Source organism: Streptomyces sp. NBC_01235 (assembly GCF_035989285.1).
GTDB lineage: Bacteria > Actinomycetota > Actinomycetes > Streptomycetales > Streptomycetaceae > Streptomyces.
This window is the reverse complement of the sequence record NZ_CP108513.1, coordinates 9955628-9972462: the sequence shown is the minus strand read 5'-3', so window position 1 is coordinate 9972462 and position 16835 is coordinate 9955628. Positions and strand designations below refer to the sequence as shown.

General features: G+C 74.0%; 7 protein-coding genes and 2 pseudogenes. 5 read left to right on the top strand and 4 right to left on the bottom strand.

Features of this window, described 5'->3' with window-relative positions:
* The first annotated feature begins 135 nt into the window (after positions 1–135).
* The 4 genes from OG289_RS44755 to OG289_RS44740 all read left to right on the top strand — a co-directional run bounded on the left by OG289_RS44755 (position 136) and on the right by OG289_RS44740 (position 4496).
* On the top strand, positions 136–1125 hold the full coding sequence (locus tag OG289_RS44755) for a helix-turn-helix domain-containing protein (RefSeq protein ID WP_327319748.1): 990 nt from the start codon (positions 136–138) through the stop codon (positions 1123–1125).
* 209 nt (positions 1126–1334) lie between these two features.
* A complete protein-coding gene (locus tag OG289_RS44750) occupies positions 1335–2486 on the top strand; it encodes an ABC transporter substrate-binding protein (RefSeq protein WP_327319747.1) in 1152 nt (383 codons plus the stop codon).
* Between the two features lie 103 nt (positions 2487–2589).
* Complete coding sequence (locus tag OG289_RS44745; protein WP_327319746.1) at positions 2590–3849, top strand: sensor histidine kinase; 1260 nt, start codon at positions 2590–2592, stop codon at positions 3847–3849.
* A complete protein-coding gene (locus tag OG289_RS44740; protein ID WP_327319745.1) occupies positions 3846–4496 on the top strand; it encodes a response regulator transcription factor in 651 nt (216 codons plus the stop codon). The genes OG289_RS44745 and OG289_RS44740 overlap by 4 nt, the downstream gene beginning before the upstream one ends.
* Positions 4497–4566: 70 nt before the next feature.
* Here the strand turns inward: OG289_RS44740 and OG289_RS44735 are convergent.
* A pseudogene (locus OG289_RS44735) lies at positions 4567–5904 on the bottom strand (MFS transporter); the annotation flags it as partial.
* A gap of 2 nt (positions 5905–5906) precedes the next feature.
* Between OG289_RS44735 and OG289_RS44730 the strand changes: the two are divergent.
* Positions 5907–6047: pseudogene (locus OG289_RS44730) on the top strand (MarR family transcriptional regulator); the annotation flags it as partial.
* 13 nt (positions 6048–6060) lie between these two features.
* On the opposite strand, the gene OG289_RS44725 reads toward OG289_RS44730, so the two are convergent.
* The 3 genes from OG289_RS44725 to OG289_RS44715 form a co-directional block, all read right to left on the bottom strand.
* On the bottom strand, positions 6061–6732 hold the full coding sequence (locus OG289_RS44725) for a formylglycine-generating enzyme family protein (RefSeq protein ID WP_327319744.1): 672 nt from the start codon (positions 6730–6732) through the stop codon (positions 6061–6063).
* 12 nt (positions 6733–6744) lie between these two features.
* Complete coding sequence (locus tag OG289_RS44720; protein WP_327319743.1) at positions 6745–7188, bottom strand: hypothetical protein; 444 nt, start codon at positions 7186–7188, stop codon at positions 6745–6747.
* A gap of 84 nt (positions 7189–7272) precedes the next feature.
* Positions 7273–16791, bottom strand: a complete 9519-nt coding sequence (locus tag OG289_RS44715) for a hypothetical protein (RefSeq protein ID WP_327319742.1) — start codon at positions 16789–16791, stop codon at positions 7273–7275.
* Between the last annotated feature and the right edge of the window lie 44 nt (positions 16792–16835).

The window sequence follows — 16835 nt, the reverse complement described above, 5'->3', positions numbered from 1 at the left end:
ACCCCCGCACGTGCTCCGTCAATTTCCCGCCACTGTGTCACACGCTGTGCGCGGCCGACCCCCGTTGCCGGTTCCCGAGCGGAAGCGACGGCCGCACCCCTCCTCGGCGGGGGCCGCGTGGCGCATCATGGCCGTATGAAAGAGCTGGCCGGGCGCCTGACCGCGCTGGACCCGGACGCCGGGGCCGCCGTGCGGGTCATCGCCTACTTCGACCGGCTGGCCGAGTCGCGGGCCGGAGTGGAGGCGCTGGTGCGCGGCGCCGCGGTGCTCGCCGGTGTGCCCGCGCGGCTCGTCGACGCCGACCGGCGGGTGCGGATCCGGGTGGAGGCCGACGGCACGCGCCGGGACACGGATCTGCCGCCGGACCCGGCCTGGCCGTCCACGGGTCTGACGCCCGACGGCGTTCCCGCGCTGTGGCTGGAACGCACCGGTGCGGTGCCCAGCGTCGTGGACGCGGTGATCCTGGAACGGGCCGCCGGGGCGGCACGTCTCGTGCTCGACCGCACGCGTGGACGGGCCCCGCTCGACGATCCCGCCCTGATCGAGACCCTCCTCGACGCCACGGCAGCCGAACCGGCCCGGCTGCACGCGGCCCGTCGTCTCGGCCTCGATCCCGCCGCCCCCGCCCGCGCGCTGGCCACGCCCGGCGGCCGGCCCCGGGTGCTGCCCGCGGACGGCCGGGACGCGGTGCCCGCCGGCCGGGCCGGTGTCGGGCCCGCCGTACCGGTGCCGGACCTGCCCCGCTCCTGGACCGCGGCCCGCACCGCGCTCCGCTTCACCGCGGACGGCACCGCGCAGGATCCCGGTCCGCGGGTCGTGTACGCGGAGGAGCTCGGCGGCATCGCCCTGCTGGCCGACCTCGTCGGGCCGGGGGCCGAACCCCCGCCGGACGTCCACGCGGTCGAGGCGGCGGCCGCGGACGCCCCCTGGCTGCTCGCCACCCTGTACGCCGTCACCGCCACGGCGAGTCTGCGGGCGGCGGCGGCCGAGGCGAACGTCCACCACTCCACGCTCCAGGACCGGCTCGTGCACGCCGAGCATCTGCTGGGGTGGCCGGTGCGCACGCCCCAGGGCCGGCTGCGGCTGCACCTCGCGCTGACGATGCGGCGGCTGGCACGGCCGTAGCGGGCACTCCGCGCGGGGGCGACAAGAGCGGGCGACAAGAGCGGGCGACAAGAGGGGGCGTCAACCGATCGGTTGAACGGGGATTGCACCGTACGCCCGTCATCCGCTCCGTCCGGACGACACGAACCGGCCGCCGGGCCCGGCAGAATCGACCTCGACCGTGGCGCCCGGTCTCCCACCCCCCAAGAGTCCAGAGAGGTCTCCCCAGCATGACCGGCTTCCCCAGCAGAAGGCGTCTCCTCGCGACCGGGGCGGGTGCCGCCCTCGGCGTCGGCGCCCTCGGTACGCCCCCCGCCTCCGCGTCCACCGCGACCACCTCGGCCGCCTCTCCCCGTCGGACCGGCTCCGGCGGCGAGGAGACCAGGTCGCTCGACGAGCTGTACAAGGCCGCGCTCGCGGAAGGCGGCAAACTCGTCGTCTACGCCGGTGGGGACACCCCCACCCAGCAGGACGGCACCAAGGCGGCCTTCCTGAAGGCCTTCCCGGGCATCGACCTGAAGCTGATCGTCGACTACAGCAAGTACCACGACGTACGCGTCGACAACCAGCTCGCCACCGGCACCCTCGTCCCCGACGTGGTCCAGCTTCAGACCCTCCAGGACTTCACCCGCTGGAAGACCCAGGGCCGTCTGCTGCACTACAGGCCCGCCGGGTTCTCGAAGGTCCACGACACGTTCAAGGACCCGCAGGGCGCGTGGGTCGCGGTCGCGGCGATCGGCTTCAGCTTCATGTACGGGCCGGACGCCGTGGGCTCGGACGCGCCGCGCACCCCGCTGGACCTGGTCGACCCGAAGTGGAAGGGGAGGATCGCCTCGTCGTTCCCGCACGACGACGACGCCGTCCTGTTCCTGTACTCGCTCTACGTCAAGCACTACGGCTGGGACTGGGTGGCTGGGCTGGCCGCGCAGGACGTCCGGTTCGCGCGCGGCAGCAACTCGCCCGGCGACGCCGTGCGCGCCGGGCAGTACGCGATCGGCGTCGGCGGCTCGGGCGCGCCGCTCGCCACGGGTCCCGTGAAGTGGGTCGTCCCCGACAGCGCCCCGTTCATGGCGTGGGGCCAGCGGGCGGCGATCCTGAAGCAGGCCGCGAACACCACGGCCGCCAAGCTCTACCTCAACTGGCAGCTGTCCACGGCCACCCAGCAGAACTCCTTCAACGGCTGGTCGGTGCGCACCGACATCACTCCCCCGGCCGGTCTGAAGCCGGTCTGGGAGTACCGCAACGCCAACATCGACGGCTTCCCCCGCTTCATGTCCGACCGGGCCGAGGTGGAGCGTCTGAAGCAGACGTTCGCCCTGTACTTCGGCGAGGTCAAGGGTGACCCGACGCCGGGTGTGCTCGGACTGCACCCGGGGGCGTGACGGACGGCACCCGCCGTTCTCACACCGGCCCTACAGCCGACGGATAGACTCGGCTCCCCTGTTCGAACGGATCATCTCCAAGGGCGTCCAAGGGGTTTCTGCCGTGTCCGACCGCGCTCCCGTCCGTACCTCTGCGAGGACCGTCCACGGGAGCCGGTCGGCGTTGGCCCACTTCAGTCATCTGACGTTCTTCGTCGTCGTCGGCGCCGGTCTCGTGCGGCTCGTGCAGCTGAGGATCGGGCTGTGCTGGGACATCGTGACCGTCAGCGGGCTGCTGGCGCTGGTGTACGCGGGCGGGCTCGCGGCCGGCGACCGGCTGGGGCGGTACGGCCGGCCCGGGTGGGTCGCCACGCTGGTGGCGCTGTGGACCGTCCTCGTCCTCCTCGCTCCCGCGTCGCTCACCGCCGCCTACGTGTGGTGCGCGGTGCCTCTGGCCTGCGCGGCGCTGCGGGCGCTCGGCCGCCGGGCGGCGGGAGTGGCGGTGGCCGTGCTCACCGTCGTGCTGGCCGGTCAGCTCATCCGCAGCGTCGGGCAGTTCGACCCGGAGATCGTGCTGATCCCGGTGGCGGCGGTGTGGGGCACGGTGGCCCTGTACCGCACCCTGCAGCGCGACGCCGCCGAACGACTGCGGCTCGTGGAGGAGTTGCGGGGCACCCGGGACGTGCTCGCCCGGCAGCAGCGTGAGGCCGGGGTGCTGGCGGAACGAGCCCGGATCGCCCGGGACCTGCACGACACGCTGGCCCAGGAACTCGCCGGCGGGGTCATGCTGCTCCAGGCGGCGGAACGTGACTGGGACGCCCGTCCGGACGTGGCGCGGACCCGGGTCCGCGCCGTCGCCGACGGTCTGCACGCCAACCTCGCGGAGACCCGCCGGATCATCCGGGACCTGACGCCGTCGGCCGTGGACGAGGCCGGTCTGGAGGGCGCGCTGCGGCTGCTGTGCGCTCGCGCGCAGGCGGAGGGAGCGGTGGCCCGGGTACGGTTCCGCTCGTTGGGCGCACCCCGCCCCGCCCTGGACGGCCAGGCGGCCGCGACCCTGTTCCGGGTCGCCCAGAGCACCCTGGCCAACGTGCGCGAACACGCCCGCGCGGTGAACGTCCTGGTCACCCTGCACGGGCACGCCGACCGGGTGGAGCTCGAAGTGCGCGACGACGGCGCGGGGTTCGACGTGGGCCGGGGCGGGACCGCTGCGGTGCCGGGCCGTGGGCTCGGACTTCCGGCGGCCCGGGCCCGACTGCGTGAGTGCGGTGGCGATCTGGAGGTCGGCAGCGCGCCGAGGCGGGGTACGTGGGTGCGGGCCACGGTGCCCGCGTCGGCTGCGGCCCGGCCGGCCGGCGCGCCGAGTGCGGTGGCCGCCCGGTGACCGGTGCTCCGTTGCGTCTGCTGCTCGCGGACGACCACGCCGTCGTGCGGGCCGGGTTGCGGGCCCTGCTCGAGGGTGAGCCGGACCTGGAGGTGGTCGCCGAGGCCGGCACCGGGGAGGAGGCCGTGCGGCTCGCGGCCTCGCTGGTCCCGGACGTGGTGCTGATGGACCTGAGGTTCGCGGGCGGCGCCGGGGCCAAGATCGACGGGATCGAGGCGGTGCGCAGACTGGGGGTCGCGGTGCCGGGGGTCCCGGTGGTGATGCTGACGAGTTACTCGGGACGGGTCGATGTCGTGCGGGCGCTGGAGGCGGGGGCGCGGGGCTATGTCCTCAAGGCCGGTCCGCCCGAGGAGCTGTTCCGGGCCGTGCGCGGCGTGGCCGCCGGGGCGCTCGGGCTCGGCTCGGAGGTGGTGGGCGAACTGGTCGCCCAAGTGCCCGCTCCTGCACGGGAGTTGAGCGGGCGGGAGGTGGAGGTGGTGCGGCTGCTGGCGGACGGGCTGAGCAACCGGTCCATCGCCGAGGCACTGTTCCTGAGCGAGGCCACCGTCAAGACGCACCTCGTGCGGGTCTACCGCAAGCTGGGGGCGGACAACCGGGCGGCCGCGGTGTCGGAGGCGGTGCGCCGGGGGCTGCTGGACCTCGCCTGAGCCGTGCTGGACCTCGCCTGCGACGTACGGACGGGGCACCCGGCGTACGGGTGCCCCGTCGTCCGGCGCTTCAGACCGTGGCCTGCTCGGGCGCGACGGCCGGGTCGGCCGCGCCTTCGCCGGCCGCCGCGGTGCGGGCGGCGGGGATGACGGCGGCGATGGCCGCGGAGACCAGGGCGAGTCCGCCGCCGACGAGGAGCGCGGTGCGGAAGCCGTCCTCGGAGGCGAAGGTGTGGCCGCCCATGGCCGTGGTCATCTGGGCGAGGATCACACCGATGACGGCGGAGCCGATCGAGGTGCCCAGTGAGCGCATGAGGGTGTTGAAGGCGTTGGCGGCGGCGGTCTCCGTCAGCGGCACCGAGCTCATGATCAGGGCGGGCATGGCGCCGTAGGCGAGACCGACGCCGCTGCTGGTGATGATCGTGACCAGCATGACGCCCCAGGCGGAGCCGATCAGCGCCATGGAGGCGAAGTAGCCGGCGGCCAGCACCAGGGTGCCGCAGACCAGGGTGAACTTCGGGCCGCGGGCGTTGGTGAGCTTTCCGCCGAGCGGGGAGACGATCATCATCATCAGCCCGCCGGGCGCCATCCACAGACCGGCCGCCAGCATCGACTGCCCGAGGCCGTAGCCGGTGGCCTCCGGGAACTGCAGCAGCTGCGGCATCACCAGCATGCTCGCGTACATGCCGAAGCCGACGAAGACCGAGGCGACGTTGGTGAGGAGCACCCGGGGGCGGGCCGTGGTGCGCAGGTCGATCAGCGGGTCGGTGGTGCGCGTCTCCCACACCCCCCAGCCGAGCAGCGCCACTACGGCGACGGCGAACAGGCCGAGCGTGGTGGCCGAGCCCCAGCCCCAGTCGGCGCCCTTGGAGACCGCGAGCAGCAGAGCGACCAGACCGACGCCGAGGCCGAGCGCGCCGGGCAGGTCGAAGCGCTGGCCCTTGGCACCGGCGGGGACGTCCGGGACGAGCTTGAAGATCAGCACGGCGACGACGGCGGCCAGGGCGGCGGAGCCCCAGAACAGCGCGCGCCAGTTCGCGTACTGGGCGACCGCGGCGGCCAGCGGCAGGCCGATGGCGCCGCCGATGCCCATGGAGGCGCTGACCAGCGCGATGGAACCGCTCAGCTTCTCGGCCGGTACGACGTCCCGCAGCAGCGCGATGCCGAGGGGCACCATGCCCATGCCCATGCCCTGCAGACCGCGTCCCACGATCATCGTCACGACGTCGGAGGCGAAGGCGCACACCACCGAGCCGACGACCAACGGTACGGAGCAGGCGAGCAGCATCCGGCGCTTGCCCACCAGGTCGCCGAGGCGGCCGACGACCGGCACGCACACGGCCGCCACCAGCAGGGTGACCGTGATCACCCAGGCCGCGTTCGAGGACGAGGTGTCCAGGATCTGCGGCCGAGCGCGAGGGAATCGTCGAGGTCCTGGACCAGGTGATGCGCGACTGGTCCGACGAGGACAGAGCCGCCTTCGCCGCCTGTCTGCGGCGCTTCAACAACGGCATCGAGGCCATCGGCGGCCGCCCCTGGCCGCGCCCCTGAGGGCCTGCGCCGGTCAGTCCGCCGTCCGCGCGAGGCGGAAGCCGACGTCGTCCACCCGGAACGTCGGGTGGCTGCGACGCCGTACGGAGGCCCGGCAGCTCCAGTGCTCGTCGAACCAGCCGCCGCCGCGCAGGACCCGGTAGGTGCCGTAGACCTCGGGATCGTAGAGGTCCCAGCACCACTCCCACACGTTGCCGAGCATGTCGTGCAGACCCCACGGGTTGGGGAGTCTGCCACCCACCTCACGGATCCGTTCCCCGGAGTTCTCCCGGTACCAGGCGATGTCTCCGAGCGGCCCGTAGCGCGGCCCGTCGGTGCCCGCACGGCAGGCGTGCTCCCACTCCGCCTCGGTGGGCAGCCGGTACCCGTCGGCCAAGGCGTCCCACGCGACGGCCTCGCCCTCGGCCCGGACGTCGTACACCGGCGTCAGCCCCTCGCGCAGGGACAGGGTGTTGCAGAAGTGCACCGCGTCCCACCAGGACACGCTCTCGGCGGGCAGCCGGTCTCCCCCGGCGCCGTCCGCGGACCGGCCGGTGACGCGCGCGTACAGCTCCCGGGTGACGGGGTACTCCCCGAGCTGGCAGCCCGCCACCTCGACCGCCCAACTGCGGTGTGTCCGCCGGTCCGAGAGCGTGACCCGCCCCGGCGGAACGGCGATCATCCGGTACTGCGTCCCCGTGTTCATGAGCAGATGATCTCAGCCCAATTGCTGGATGGTGCCCCCGAGTTCGGTCCGCAGCCGCTCCAGCAGCTTCGGCTGGGCACTGACGACCCAGCGGGAGCCCACGAGGTACTTGCCCCCGTAGACGCCGGCGGACTCCAGCCAGGTGTCCTTCAACCGCTCCTCGGGGAAGGTGGTGATGGTGTAGTCGGCCTCCTCCGTGTGGCAGACGCCCTGGCGCAGTTCGTCCGCCTCGATGCGGATCTTGGCCGTGCAGCCGGTCAGGCCGGCGATCACCTCGACCTTCGCCGGCGCCACGACCCCGGCCGCGGGAGCGGCGGTCACCGCTGTGGGCGTGGGCGTGCTCTTCTCGGCCGTGGCGTCCTCGCCGCCGCCGCAACCGGTGGCGAGGGGAAGCAGGGCCAGGCTGCCGGCCAGTGCGGCACCGCGCACGAGGTGGGCCGTGGACTGCTGAAGCACGTACAACTCCGTTTCCGGCGCTCTTCCCGGCCACGCATGTGGCCGGGCGTTCGGCAACGGGTACGGGTCAGCACAAGTGGCCGTTCATTCGATCTCCTCCGCGAGGACCAGCCGGGCGAGGTGCTGCTGAGGGGCGGGGACGGTGCCGGTGCGGGCCAGCAGGGGGATCGGGAGGTTCAGGGCGTTGCGCAGCGAGGTGTGCAGCTGGTCGCGCTGCCCGGGGTCCAGCTCGGTCTGGGCCGTGGCCTCGCCCTTCGGCGGGTGCAGGGCTCGGCCCAGGGCCGCCAGGGGGGAGAGCCAGTCGGCGCCCTCCGTCAGGTCCTCGCCCGGCGGCAGGTCACCCACCGCCGCGAGCGCGGCACGGGCCAGGGGTGCGTCGGAGTGGGCCTCTCCCCTGCCGTCGGTCTGGCTCAGCAGTCCGTTCCCGTAGGAGCGCACCGTGTGCAGCTGGGTGTCGTCCATCTCGGCCGGGAACGGGAGTCTCGCCAGGCGGGGGTCGGTGCGCAGCCGCTCGTGCGAGGCCCAGAACCGGACCAGCGGCTCCACGTGGAGCGAACGGGTCGCCCGCAACCCCAGTTGGTGGGCGAGCAGGACCGCGCCCCTCGCATGCAGGGGGCTGCTCCGGCCGTGCCGCTCCAGCAGGAGGGTCACGGCCAGGACGTCCGTCAGCTCCAGATCCAGGTCGGCCGCCTCGGGATCGGGGGCCAGGTGGTACGCGGCCACACCGTGCTCGGTCAGCCAGCGCCGCAGTGCCTGGCGGGCCTCGGGCGAGAGCGGGACCTCGGGTGCGCGGGGCAACCGGTACGCCTCGGCGACGACCTCCTCGTCGGCGCAGGTCGCGAGCAGTGACGCCTGCCTATTGGCCGCGTCCGTGGCGACCTTCTCGGCGAGGCGCTTCGGCAGGTCCACCCGGTGCCGACGCAGCCCGACCGGGACGACGCCGACGGTGCCCCGGCCCGGCCCGGTGTCCAGCCGCTCCACCTCGCACCACAGCGGTTCCCCCGCCCCCGCGCCTTTCTTCGAATCGGCCCGCAACTGCACGACGACTCCGGTGGGCAGGGCGCGCGCCACCCTCGGCTGCGGCCCGTCGGCCGCCCGCTCCCGGTCACCGCCGGGGGCGACCCGGAGCCGGGTGCCGGGCCGCAGTGCGAGACGCGCACGCTCCACGTCGCGCGCGTGCAGCACCGACACCGTGTCGTCCGCCAGCCGGCGGACCCGCAGGGGCCGGGCGCCGTCGACGAGTGCGGCGCGCAGCTCACCGGCCGTGGGGTCGGGCAGCCACGAGGCCCGCTCGGTCGGCATCCAGTGCCAGCGCCGGTCGCGGTCCGCCTCCAGCAGCAGGCCGTGCGGCGGCCGGTCGGGCCCGTCCGACGGGACCAGCACCCCGCGCGGCGTGGCGTGCAGCTCGTCCGCGTGGGGCGGCAGCGGGGCGAGCGGCAGGCGGACGTGGAGCACCGGGCCGACGCCGGCTTCCCGGTCCCGGTCGGCGGGGAGCATCGACCGGCACCACAGTCGCCGGCCTCGTACGTCCTCCCGCTCCTCGTGAGGCGAACGGCCGCTGAGGAAGCGGGCGGCATCGACGGCCAGCTCGTCCGGAAGCCCGGGAACCACCTCCCGCAGGGGCAGCAGATGCAGGGCTCCCCCGCAGCGCACCACGAGGTCGCCGCCGCTCTCGGCCAGCGCTGTGCAGAGCATCGTCGCTCGCTCCGGCAGCGTCCCGGTCGGCTGGAGCCGTCGGGACACGGTGACGGACTCCTCGCCCCACTGCTCGACGGTCACCGGCAGACAGCCGAGCTGCTCCAGCAGCACCGCCGGCTGCCCGGCGATCAGGTCGCGCAGCCAGCCGCCACCGGGCCATCCTTCCGCGGCCGCGCTCAGCTCGACGCGGCGGTGCGGCAGGCCCAGGAGCGTCGGGCTGCCCTGGGGGTCGAGGCCGAGCAGGGCGCAGTCGCCTGGCGCCGGACCCGCCTCGGGTGCGCCGGACAGGATGTTGGTGGCGCTGTCCAGGACGACCGCTGTGGCTCCGGGCATGGCCGAGTGCAGCGTGCCGCCCGGCGCGAGGCCGGAGGCGGGATCGACCACCGGGTAGCGGCAGCGGAAGTGCTTCGCGCCCAGTTCGACGCCGTTCCTGCCCGGTACGGCGCGCACCGGCAGCCACACCCGGTCCCGCAGGCCGGCCGACCAGGCGGCGCGTGGGCCCGGCCGCCAGTCCGACAGCCGCAGGCCGCGCGGTGCGGCGAGCGCGCCCCGGACCACCTCCAGACGCACCTGATCGCCCGGGCCGAAGCGGTCCCAGGAGAGATCGGCCAGCGGGTGACCGGACGGCCCCGTGACCAGTCGGCCATGGACCTCGATGACGCGGCCGGGGCTGAGTTCGAGCCACAGACCGTAGGCGATGCCCCTGCTGTCCCGTGCCGGTCCGGCCACGGTGTACCAGTCGGGGCCGGGCGGGCGCGGCACCTCGGTCAGCGTGGTCGCGGGCAGGGCGAAGTTCCGCAGCAGTCGCTCGGGCCGGTAGCGCAGTGTCCAGCCGCCGTTGCCGTCGTCGTCGAAGAAGAGGGGCGCGCGCCAGTACTCGGCGGCGCCGGTCCCTTTGGCCCCGTCCGGCCGGCGCCTCCCCCACCGGGCGCGGAGGTCCTCCGCGGTGCCGTCGGCGAAGGTGAGCCGGGACCAGGGGACGGGGCCCTCCGGCGCCTCGCCGCCGCCGAGTCGGAGGGGCCTGAGGACGGCCTCCGCGCTGTCCTTGTTTCCCGTGTCGACCCTGCCGGCCCGCACCTGGGCGCGGGGGCCGGGGAACGCGGCCGTCACCTTGCCCCCGCTGCGGAGCAGCACGGCGGTCAGGGGGCGCGGCGTCCTGCGCAGGCGGCTCGCCAGTGCGTCGGTCACCCCGACGGACAGGGCGGGCAGCCCTCTGACCCGGAACGCGGCGGGGCTGTCGCCGCGGCTCGCGTGTTGCTCGATGAGCGCGGCACGGCCACCCCGCCCGTCGCGGTGGAGGTACTCGTGGTCCGGTCGCTGCGCCAGGCCGACGAACAGCCCTTCCCCGCCACGCGGGAAGAGCCGCACCAGCGCGCCCTTCCCCTCCTTGCCGGCGAACTTCCCGGACTCCTGCGGCAGTTCGAAGACGACACCGGGCAGGACCTCGACCGTCCGCCCCTTGTCGTCGGCGACCACCGCGAGGAGCGAGCCCCCTGCCTGCCGTACGGCGCTGACGAGTGTCCGCGCGTCCCTGGCCGGCGCGGAGGTGAGTATGCCCCGCCAGGTGCCGGGCGCCGCGCCCTGCGTCACCTCGACCAGGAAGACGACTCCCCGGTACTGAAGGGCCGGGTCGGACTCCTCGTCCGTGCCGTTGGCGCCGACCTCGTCGTAGATCCGGGGCAGGAGGTTCGGCCGTACGGAGAAGTCACGTGGGTACACGCGCACCTTCAGCTCGGTTCCCTCGGGCTGTCGCACCGACTCCGGCAGCTTCAGGGTGAGATACGTGCCGTCGGCGTCGCGCGTAATGCCGTCCGCGACCATGAAGAGGCGATTCCTGGCGGGTCCGCCGGCGTCGTGCGCGCCGATGAACCGGGGTTCCACGTAGCGGAAGATCCGCCTCTCGCCCTTGGTGTCGAAGTATTTCTTGTGCTCGAAGCGTGCCAGCACGCACAGTTCCGTCGCCTGGGCGCTGTCCCCCAGCAGCCGCAGCACCTTCTCCTGGTCGTGCCTGGAGAGATGGGCGGCGATGTTCACGTCCTGGAACCGCTCGTCGGCCCGCGGTACGAAACGGGGTGTCAGCCGGACCCGCCTGATCCGTACTTGGCCGGTGCTCGGGTCGGCGAAGACGGTGACCTGGTGGACGAAGCCGTCGTCCTGTGCTTCGTGCGCGACCCGGGTACCGGCCTGGACCCGGATGTCGTCCGACCGGAAGTCCACCGTGACCCGGCCGGAACCGGCCTCCTCGTGGTACCTCAGGCGCAGCAACTGGTCGCCGTGGAACAGGGGGAACGCCTCGCCGCAGGGTGCGCCGTCGCAGGTGAGTTCATCACGGCGCAACGCGACCGTGTAGCCGCGTCCCCACTCGAAGCGCCACAGGGTCTCCCCGTTCTTCTGGAAGGTTCCCACGTAGTACAAGTGCAGCCGGCGCCGCAGTTCGCACACCTGTCCCTTCTTCGCGGACAGCGTCGTGGACAGGTGGCGGGCGAACTCCGCGGCGTCGAGCGGCGGCACCTCGCTGGTCGAGGCCACGAGTTCGCCGTCCTGCACGACGATCCGTGCCCTGACCTCGTCCAGGGAGTACCCGACCGCCCGTACGAAGGGCATGTCGTCGCGGCGTACCGGCACCCGGTGCCCGCGCACGACCAGCGTTCGGCCGCTGAGAACGCCGGTTTCCGTCAGGGGTTCCCCGTCGTCGTACGCCTGGCGCCAGAGGTCCTTCTGGGTGCGCGGCCGGTGTGGGGCGGCCTTCGGAGCGGTCCGGGGGCCGGGGCCCACGTCGAAACACCGGTGGAGACCGATCGGGTGTCCGGCGGCCGGCCCGTCCTCGTGGGGGCCGTCCGAGGTGATCTCGAAATGCGTCCCGGTGATCGGGACCTTGCCGGCCGCCACGATCTTGCCGGCCAGGAGGGAGGGCAGCGTGCCGACCGCGTCGGACGTGCCGATCCGTGCGAGCACCAGCGACATCTCGCGGGATCGGACCGGGTACGTGCCGAGGGCGGCTCGCACGGTGACGCGCGGGCGGGGGCGTTCGGCCGGGGGCGGGGCCATGACGATCTCGCCGGTGTCCCGCCGGGCGTACAGGGCGGACTCCTGGTGGCCGGGTCGGCCGACGAGTCCCTGGAACTCCCACGGCTTCCCGGGGGGCTCCGGGAGGTTGCCCACCGGGTGCAGCGGGGTGCCGCGCACCTGCCGCGGGGTGAACAGCCAGCCGTCCTGTGTGCGCGTACCCCGGAACGTGGTGCCGGCGTCCCGGACGGGCGCGCGGAAGGCGGCGGCGGGCAGCGCGCACGGACGGGGCTCCTCGCCCGGGGCGCGCAGCCAGACGTCGTAGGAGTCGACCGTGCCGTCCAGCAGCGGTATCAGCTTGACGACGACACCCTCGACTCCCGTGCCGGGAGGTGTGGTCGACCCGAGGTTCGCGCACAGGTCCCGGTCCGGAAGGGGGGCCGTGTCCCGGCCGGGACTCGGCGTCATGGCAGTGACCTTGGTGACGCTCATCGTGAGGCCGGGGACGGCCTTGTCCTCGAAGAGCAGTCCGGAGCGCTCCAACAGGACCGGGAAGCCCGCTCCGGCCAGCGCCCCGACCGTCCTCGGTCCGGGACCGGGCCGGCCCAGTGACCGGACCGCGAACGTGTCGCGCGGCTCGACCTGCCAGAACGCGTCGAAGCGCGCCCCGCTCGGCGGCTGTTCCGCGTCGTCCAGGCGCTGGACGCGCAGCAGCTCGCCGGTCACCCTGGCGGCTCGGGCGGCCGGTTCGTCCCAGGGCCGCGGCTGGAACAGCCGTTCCGGGCCGGTGCCGGACTCCACTCCGTCGACGATCACCCGGTGGGGAAAGCCGGCGCCCGTCGGATAGCCGGTGAGGTCGTCGACCCGCACCCGCCAGAGGGGCGTCTGGCCCGCCCTGGCATCGTCCGGGTCGGGGGTGGCCCGCCACGGCCGTGCCTCCGGTTCGTCGAAGAGGCCCAGCCAGTCGACGTTGCGGGTGTCGCGGCAGTCGCCCGACGCGAGGGCGGGCCACCGCCTTTCGGCTCCCTCGGGCGGGTCCGGGAGCAGGTCCAGCCGTGGATCGGGACCCTTGCCCAGCGCTACGTAGACGAGCATCCCGGGGACGGGCGCCGCCTCTTTCTCCTGGAGTTCGTCCTGTTCGGGGGCGACCGGTCCGCGCGCCGAGGGGGTGAGGACGGCCGTGAGCGCTTCCGGGTCCGCCCAGTCCTGGGGCCGCAGCAGGTAGCTGCGGCCGGCGACGGTCGAGAAGCGCCGCGCCCCGGACTCCTCGGCGCTGTCCGCCTCTGCGTCGCCCGCGTACACCAGGACCGTCGCGCTCCGGTCGCCCGGCGCCCGGTACGGCAGGTCGTCGGCGACGAGTTCGGTCAGCGAGCGGTCGACGGGCAGCCACCGGCCGCTCGCCCCGTCCCAGCGGGCGAGGGTCGAAAGGGCGTCCGGGGAGGCGGAGCCGCCCTGTCGGGCGACCACCTGTGAGAGGTCCGGCTCCCAGAGCACGGCGGCGGCCCCGCCGTCGACCACGTAGCCCGGCACCCCGTCCACGGCGACGCGCACCGTGCCGTCGTCGTTGCGGACGCCGGCGCCGCGTACCTCACCGTCGCACGGGTCGGCGCGACCCGCGCGGCGCGCCTTGTCGCCGTCCGCCTGCTGCCAGACCTGACCCGCCGGGTCCCACTCCACCTGCACCACACAGGGGTCGCCGACGCCCAGGTGCCCGCCGTCGTCGGCGGGCAGCGGCGACTCGGCACCCCAGTTGATCCGCGCACCGGTCGGCGCGGCACCGCGCGCGCAGACCACGCCCAGGACCGTCCGGGGCTGCGGGCTGCCGCGCCATGCCTCGAGCCGGGCCTGTCGTTCGTCCGGGGAGAGGGCGCCGAGATCGATGGCCCCGGAGCCGTCCCTCCCGTTCTCCTCCGGCTCCAGTTTCCAGGGGCCGAGACCGGACCAGGCCTCCCCGGTCCGGTGTCGCAGGCCCTGGGCGACGACCAGCCGGGGGTCCGCCCGCTCGTCCCCGGGACGGCCCGGCAGGCTGAGCGCGTACCGTTCCCACGACCTGACGAAGGTGTCCCCCAGGGTCTTCCCGGGGTCGGAGGTGAGCCTGGTGGTGGCCGCCGCGGCGACGAACGCGCGGACCTGGGCCTCGACATCGGCGCGGGCCCGGCGCCCCTCGATCACCTCCCACGGACCGGTCGTCGGCTCGGGGGACCGCTGCGCGTGCCAGTTACGGCGGCGGATCGCGTCCAGGGCCTGTTCCCGCAGCCGGTTCATCCCCTCGGGCGGCAGCGGACGCGCCGCGTCGGCACCGGGCCGCAACGCCTCCTCCGACAGCAGGAGTTGGTAGTAGCGCGGGGCTTCGGCGCTGAAGGCCACGACGGCGCCGACGACCCGTTCCAGGACGCGCCGGACACGGTCCTGGGCGTCCACGCCCCGGTCCGGTGTCCGGAACATCTCCAGGGCCGCCCGGCGGATGAAACGGCCCAGGTGGTTTCGGTGGGTGACGCTGTCCATCAACCGCTGCCAGGAAGTGACCCACCGCTCGCCGTCGGCGATGCTCTCCGGCCGCTCAGCGTTCAGCAGGGCGGCCACCCTGAGGGTCTGCAGGGTCAGCGGGACGGCGCCGATGTCGGTGAGGAACCGCTCGAACGGCTCCCGGTAGTGCTGCCACTCCGCCGGGTCGAAGGGGTCGGGGACGAGCAGATCGATCTTCCCCTGGTAGTGCTGCCAGGTCTGCGCCTCGTAGCGTTCGGCGACGAGTAGATCGTCCAGGCGGAGTCCCGGTGGTACGGCTTCGCCCCTCCGCCGGGCGGTCTCCCGGTCCCCGCGGTGCCACTCGATGAGCTGGTCCAGCCGCGACATCCAGTCCCGGTCGATCTCGGCGAGAGCCGCCGTGACGAGGTCCGGTGTGAAGTCCTCCCCGAGAGACCTCAGGAACGGCTTGGTGGACGCGTACGTCTTGCGACGGGAGCCCTTGCCCTCCTTGAGCGCCTTCTCCGCGTCCTCCACCCGGTCGACGGGAAGGAGCCGGTCGACGGCCGTCGTCAGCACCCGGCGGGCGTGGGGCACACTGCCGTCGAACCAGTGCGGCCCGTGCGCCTCGTCGGTCCCGGTGAGCCGGGCACCGGCCGCGGAGTCCGTGATCCAGTCCCGCACGCCGTTGAGCGCGGGGCGCGAGAACAGGTGGTACCACTGGCTCTTCTCCTCGGCCTCGCCGACATCACCGGGGCCGTCGATCAGGAAGTCCGCGAACACCGACACGGGGATCTCGGGGTACAGCCCCCGTCCGGCGCGTCCCACGGTGAGATGGCCGTGCATCACCAGCGCGGCCAGGCGCACGTCCACCGTCAGGTCGTGCGGACGGGACTGGGTGCGCAGGGCGTTGAGGAAGAACCGGCAACTGGAGTCGGCGAAGACGTCCTTGGCGTGGAACAGGAAGGCCACGGCCGGGTCGGTCGGCCGCCGCCCCTCGGTGTCCGGGGCCGGCACCGGATCGTGGGCCTCGCGCAGGAGCCGCACCGCGACCGGGGCCAGAGCCATGACGCGCAGCAGGTCGAGGTGGTCCCAGCCCCGGTACCAGGAAGCGGGGGAGTCCCTCTTGGGCCCGAGGGTGAAGCGGTTGTCGCCCCGCCACATCCAGGGCGAGCACACCACGTGCGGGGCAAGGCCGTCCGGATCGTCGCGGCCGGTGACCGAGGGCGCCCCTCCGGGGCGGTAGGGCCTGCGCACCATCGTGCCGATCCAGTCGACGGCCGTCTGCCGCTCGGAGTCGGTCGCCTCGGCGGACGGAAGGACGGCCAGCGCGCCCCCGGCCAGGGTCCTCTTCTCGTACCTGGCGGGCGCGCCCCACCAGCGCGCGGCCGACACCAGCGCCTGCGCGGGCGCGTCCTCTGCGAACAGTTCCCACAGGACCAGCTGCCACAGAGCGGTGCGTACGCGTGCGTCCGAGAGGCCGGCCGAGCCGCAGCCCAGCCGGGCCAGCACCTCCCTCGCGCGCGCCCCGGCGCCGCGTCTGTCCCCGGCCCAGCCGCGCAGGAGCAGGCCGGTGCCCAGCTCGGTCTCGAAGCGCTTCGCGAGATCCTGCGGGTCGTGGTCGTGCTGATCCTGCCCGTCCTGCGGGTCCTCGGCGGAAGCGTTGTCCCCGCCCTGGGCGCGGGCGGGGAACCAGGACCGGGCGACGGCCGTCAGCAGATCGGGTTCGAGGTCGGCCGAGCCCTGTCCCGCGTGCCACACGGCCGTGCGTACGACGTCGTCCGCCTCGCCCGGGGAGGCGGACAGGACGGCGTCGACGGCGACGAGCAGCGGCAGCCGTCCCAGCCGGTTCGCCAGCGCGTCGGTGACGACCTCGGGGCGGTCGTCTCCCACGCAGTACCGGGCGGCGCCGGGCGGGTCCTGCGCCACGGCGGCCACCAGCAGGGTGAGGGCGAGCGTCTCGCGCACGGTGCCGTCGAGGTCCTGGTAGGGGATCGCCTCGGTGGGTACGGACGCGGCCCGCTGGTCACAGGCGCGCAGCAGTTCGGCGACCCGCTCGACGTATCTCGGCTGCGGGGAGCCGTCGAGGGACTCTTTCAGCAGGTCGGTCAGAGTCCGCCGCATCTCGGCATCGGCCGGGGCGGCCCACTCCACGAGGCCTTCGCAGAGCCGGGTGGCCATGGCATGCGCGCCCACGCCGAGCGCGCGCCCACCGGACTCGGGCCCACCGGACTCGGGCCGCCGGGCCGCCGCGAGGACGTACGCGAGTCCGTGCAGGCGCAGCGAGGGCTCGCACTCCACCAGTTTCTCGACGGCGGCGGCCAGTTGGTGCTCGTCGCTCTTCGTCGAGCGCAGGATCTCGAGGATGTCGAGGTAGTCGGCGCTCTGCCGGATGGTGAGACCGAGACAGGAACAGAGGTACCAGGCAGCGAGCACGAACTCTCCTCGTGTGTCGATGAGGGGTGGTGACGGAGGTGCAG

Coding starts and splice junctions, on each gene's coding strand:
- OG289_RS44750 (WP_327319747.1), top strand. CDS start 1,335: ATGACCGGCTTCCCCAGCAGAAGGCGTCTCCTCGCGACCGGGGCGGGT.
- OG289_RS44725 (WP_327319744.1), bottom strand. CDS start 6,732: ATGAACACGGGGACGCAGTACCGGATGATCGCCGTTCCGCCGGGGCGG.
- OG289_RS44755 (WP_327319748.1), top strand. CDS start 136: ATGAAAGAGCTGGCCGGGCGCCTGACCGCGCTGGACCCGGACGCCGGG.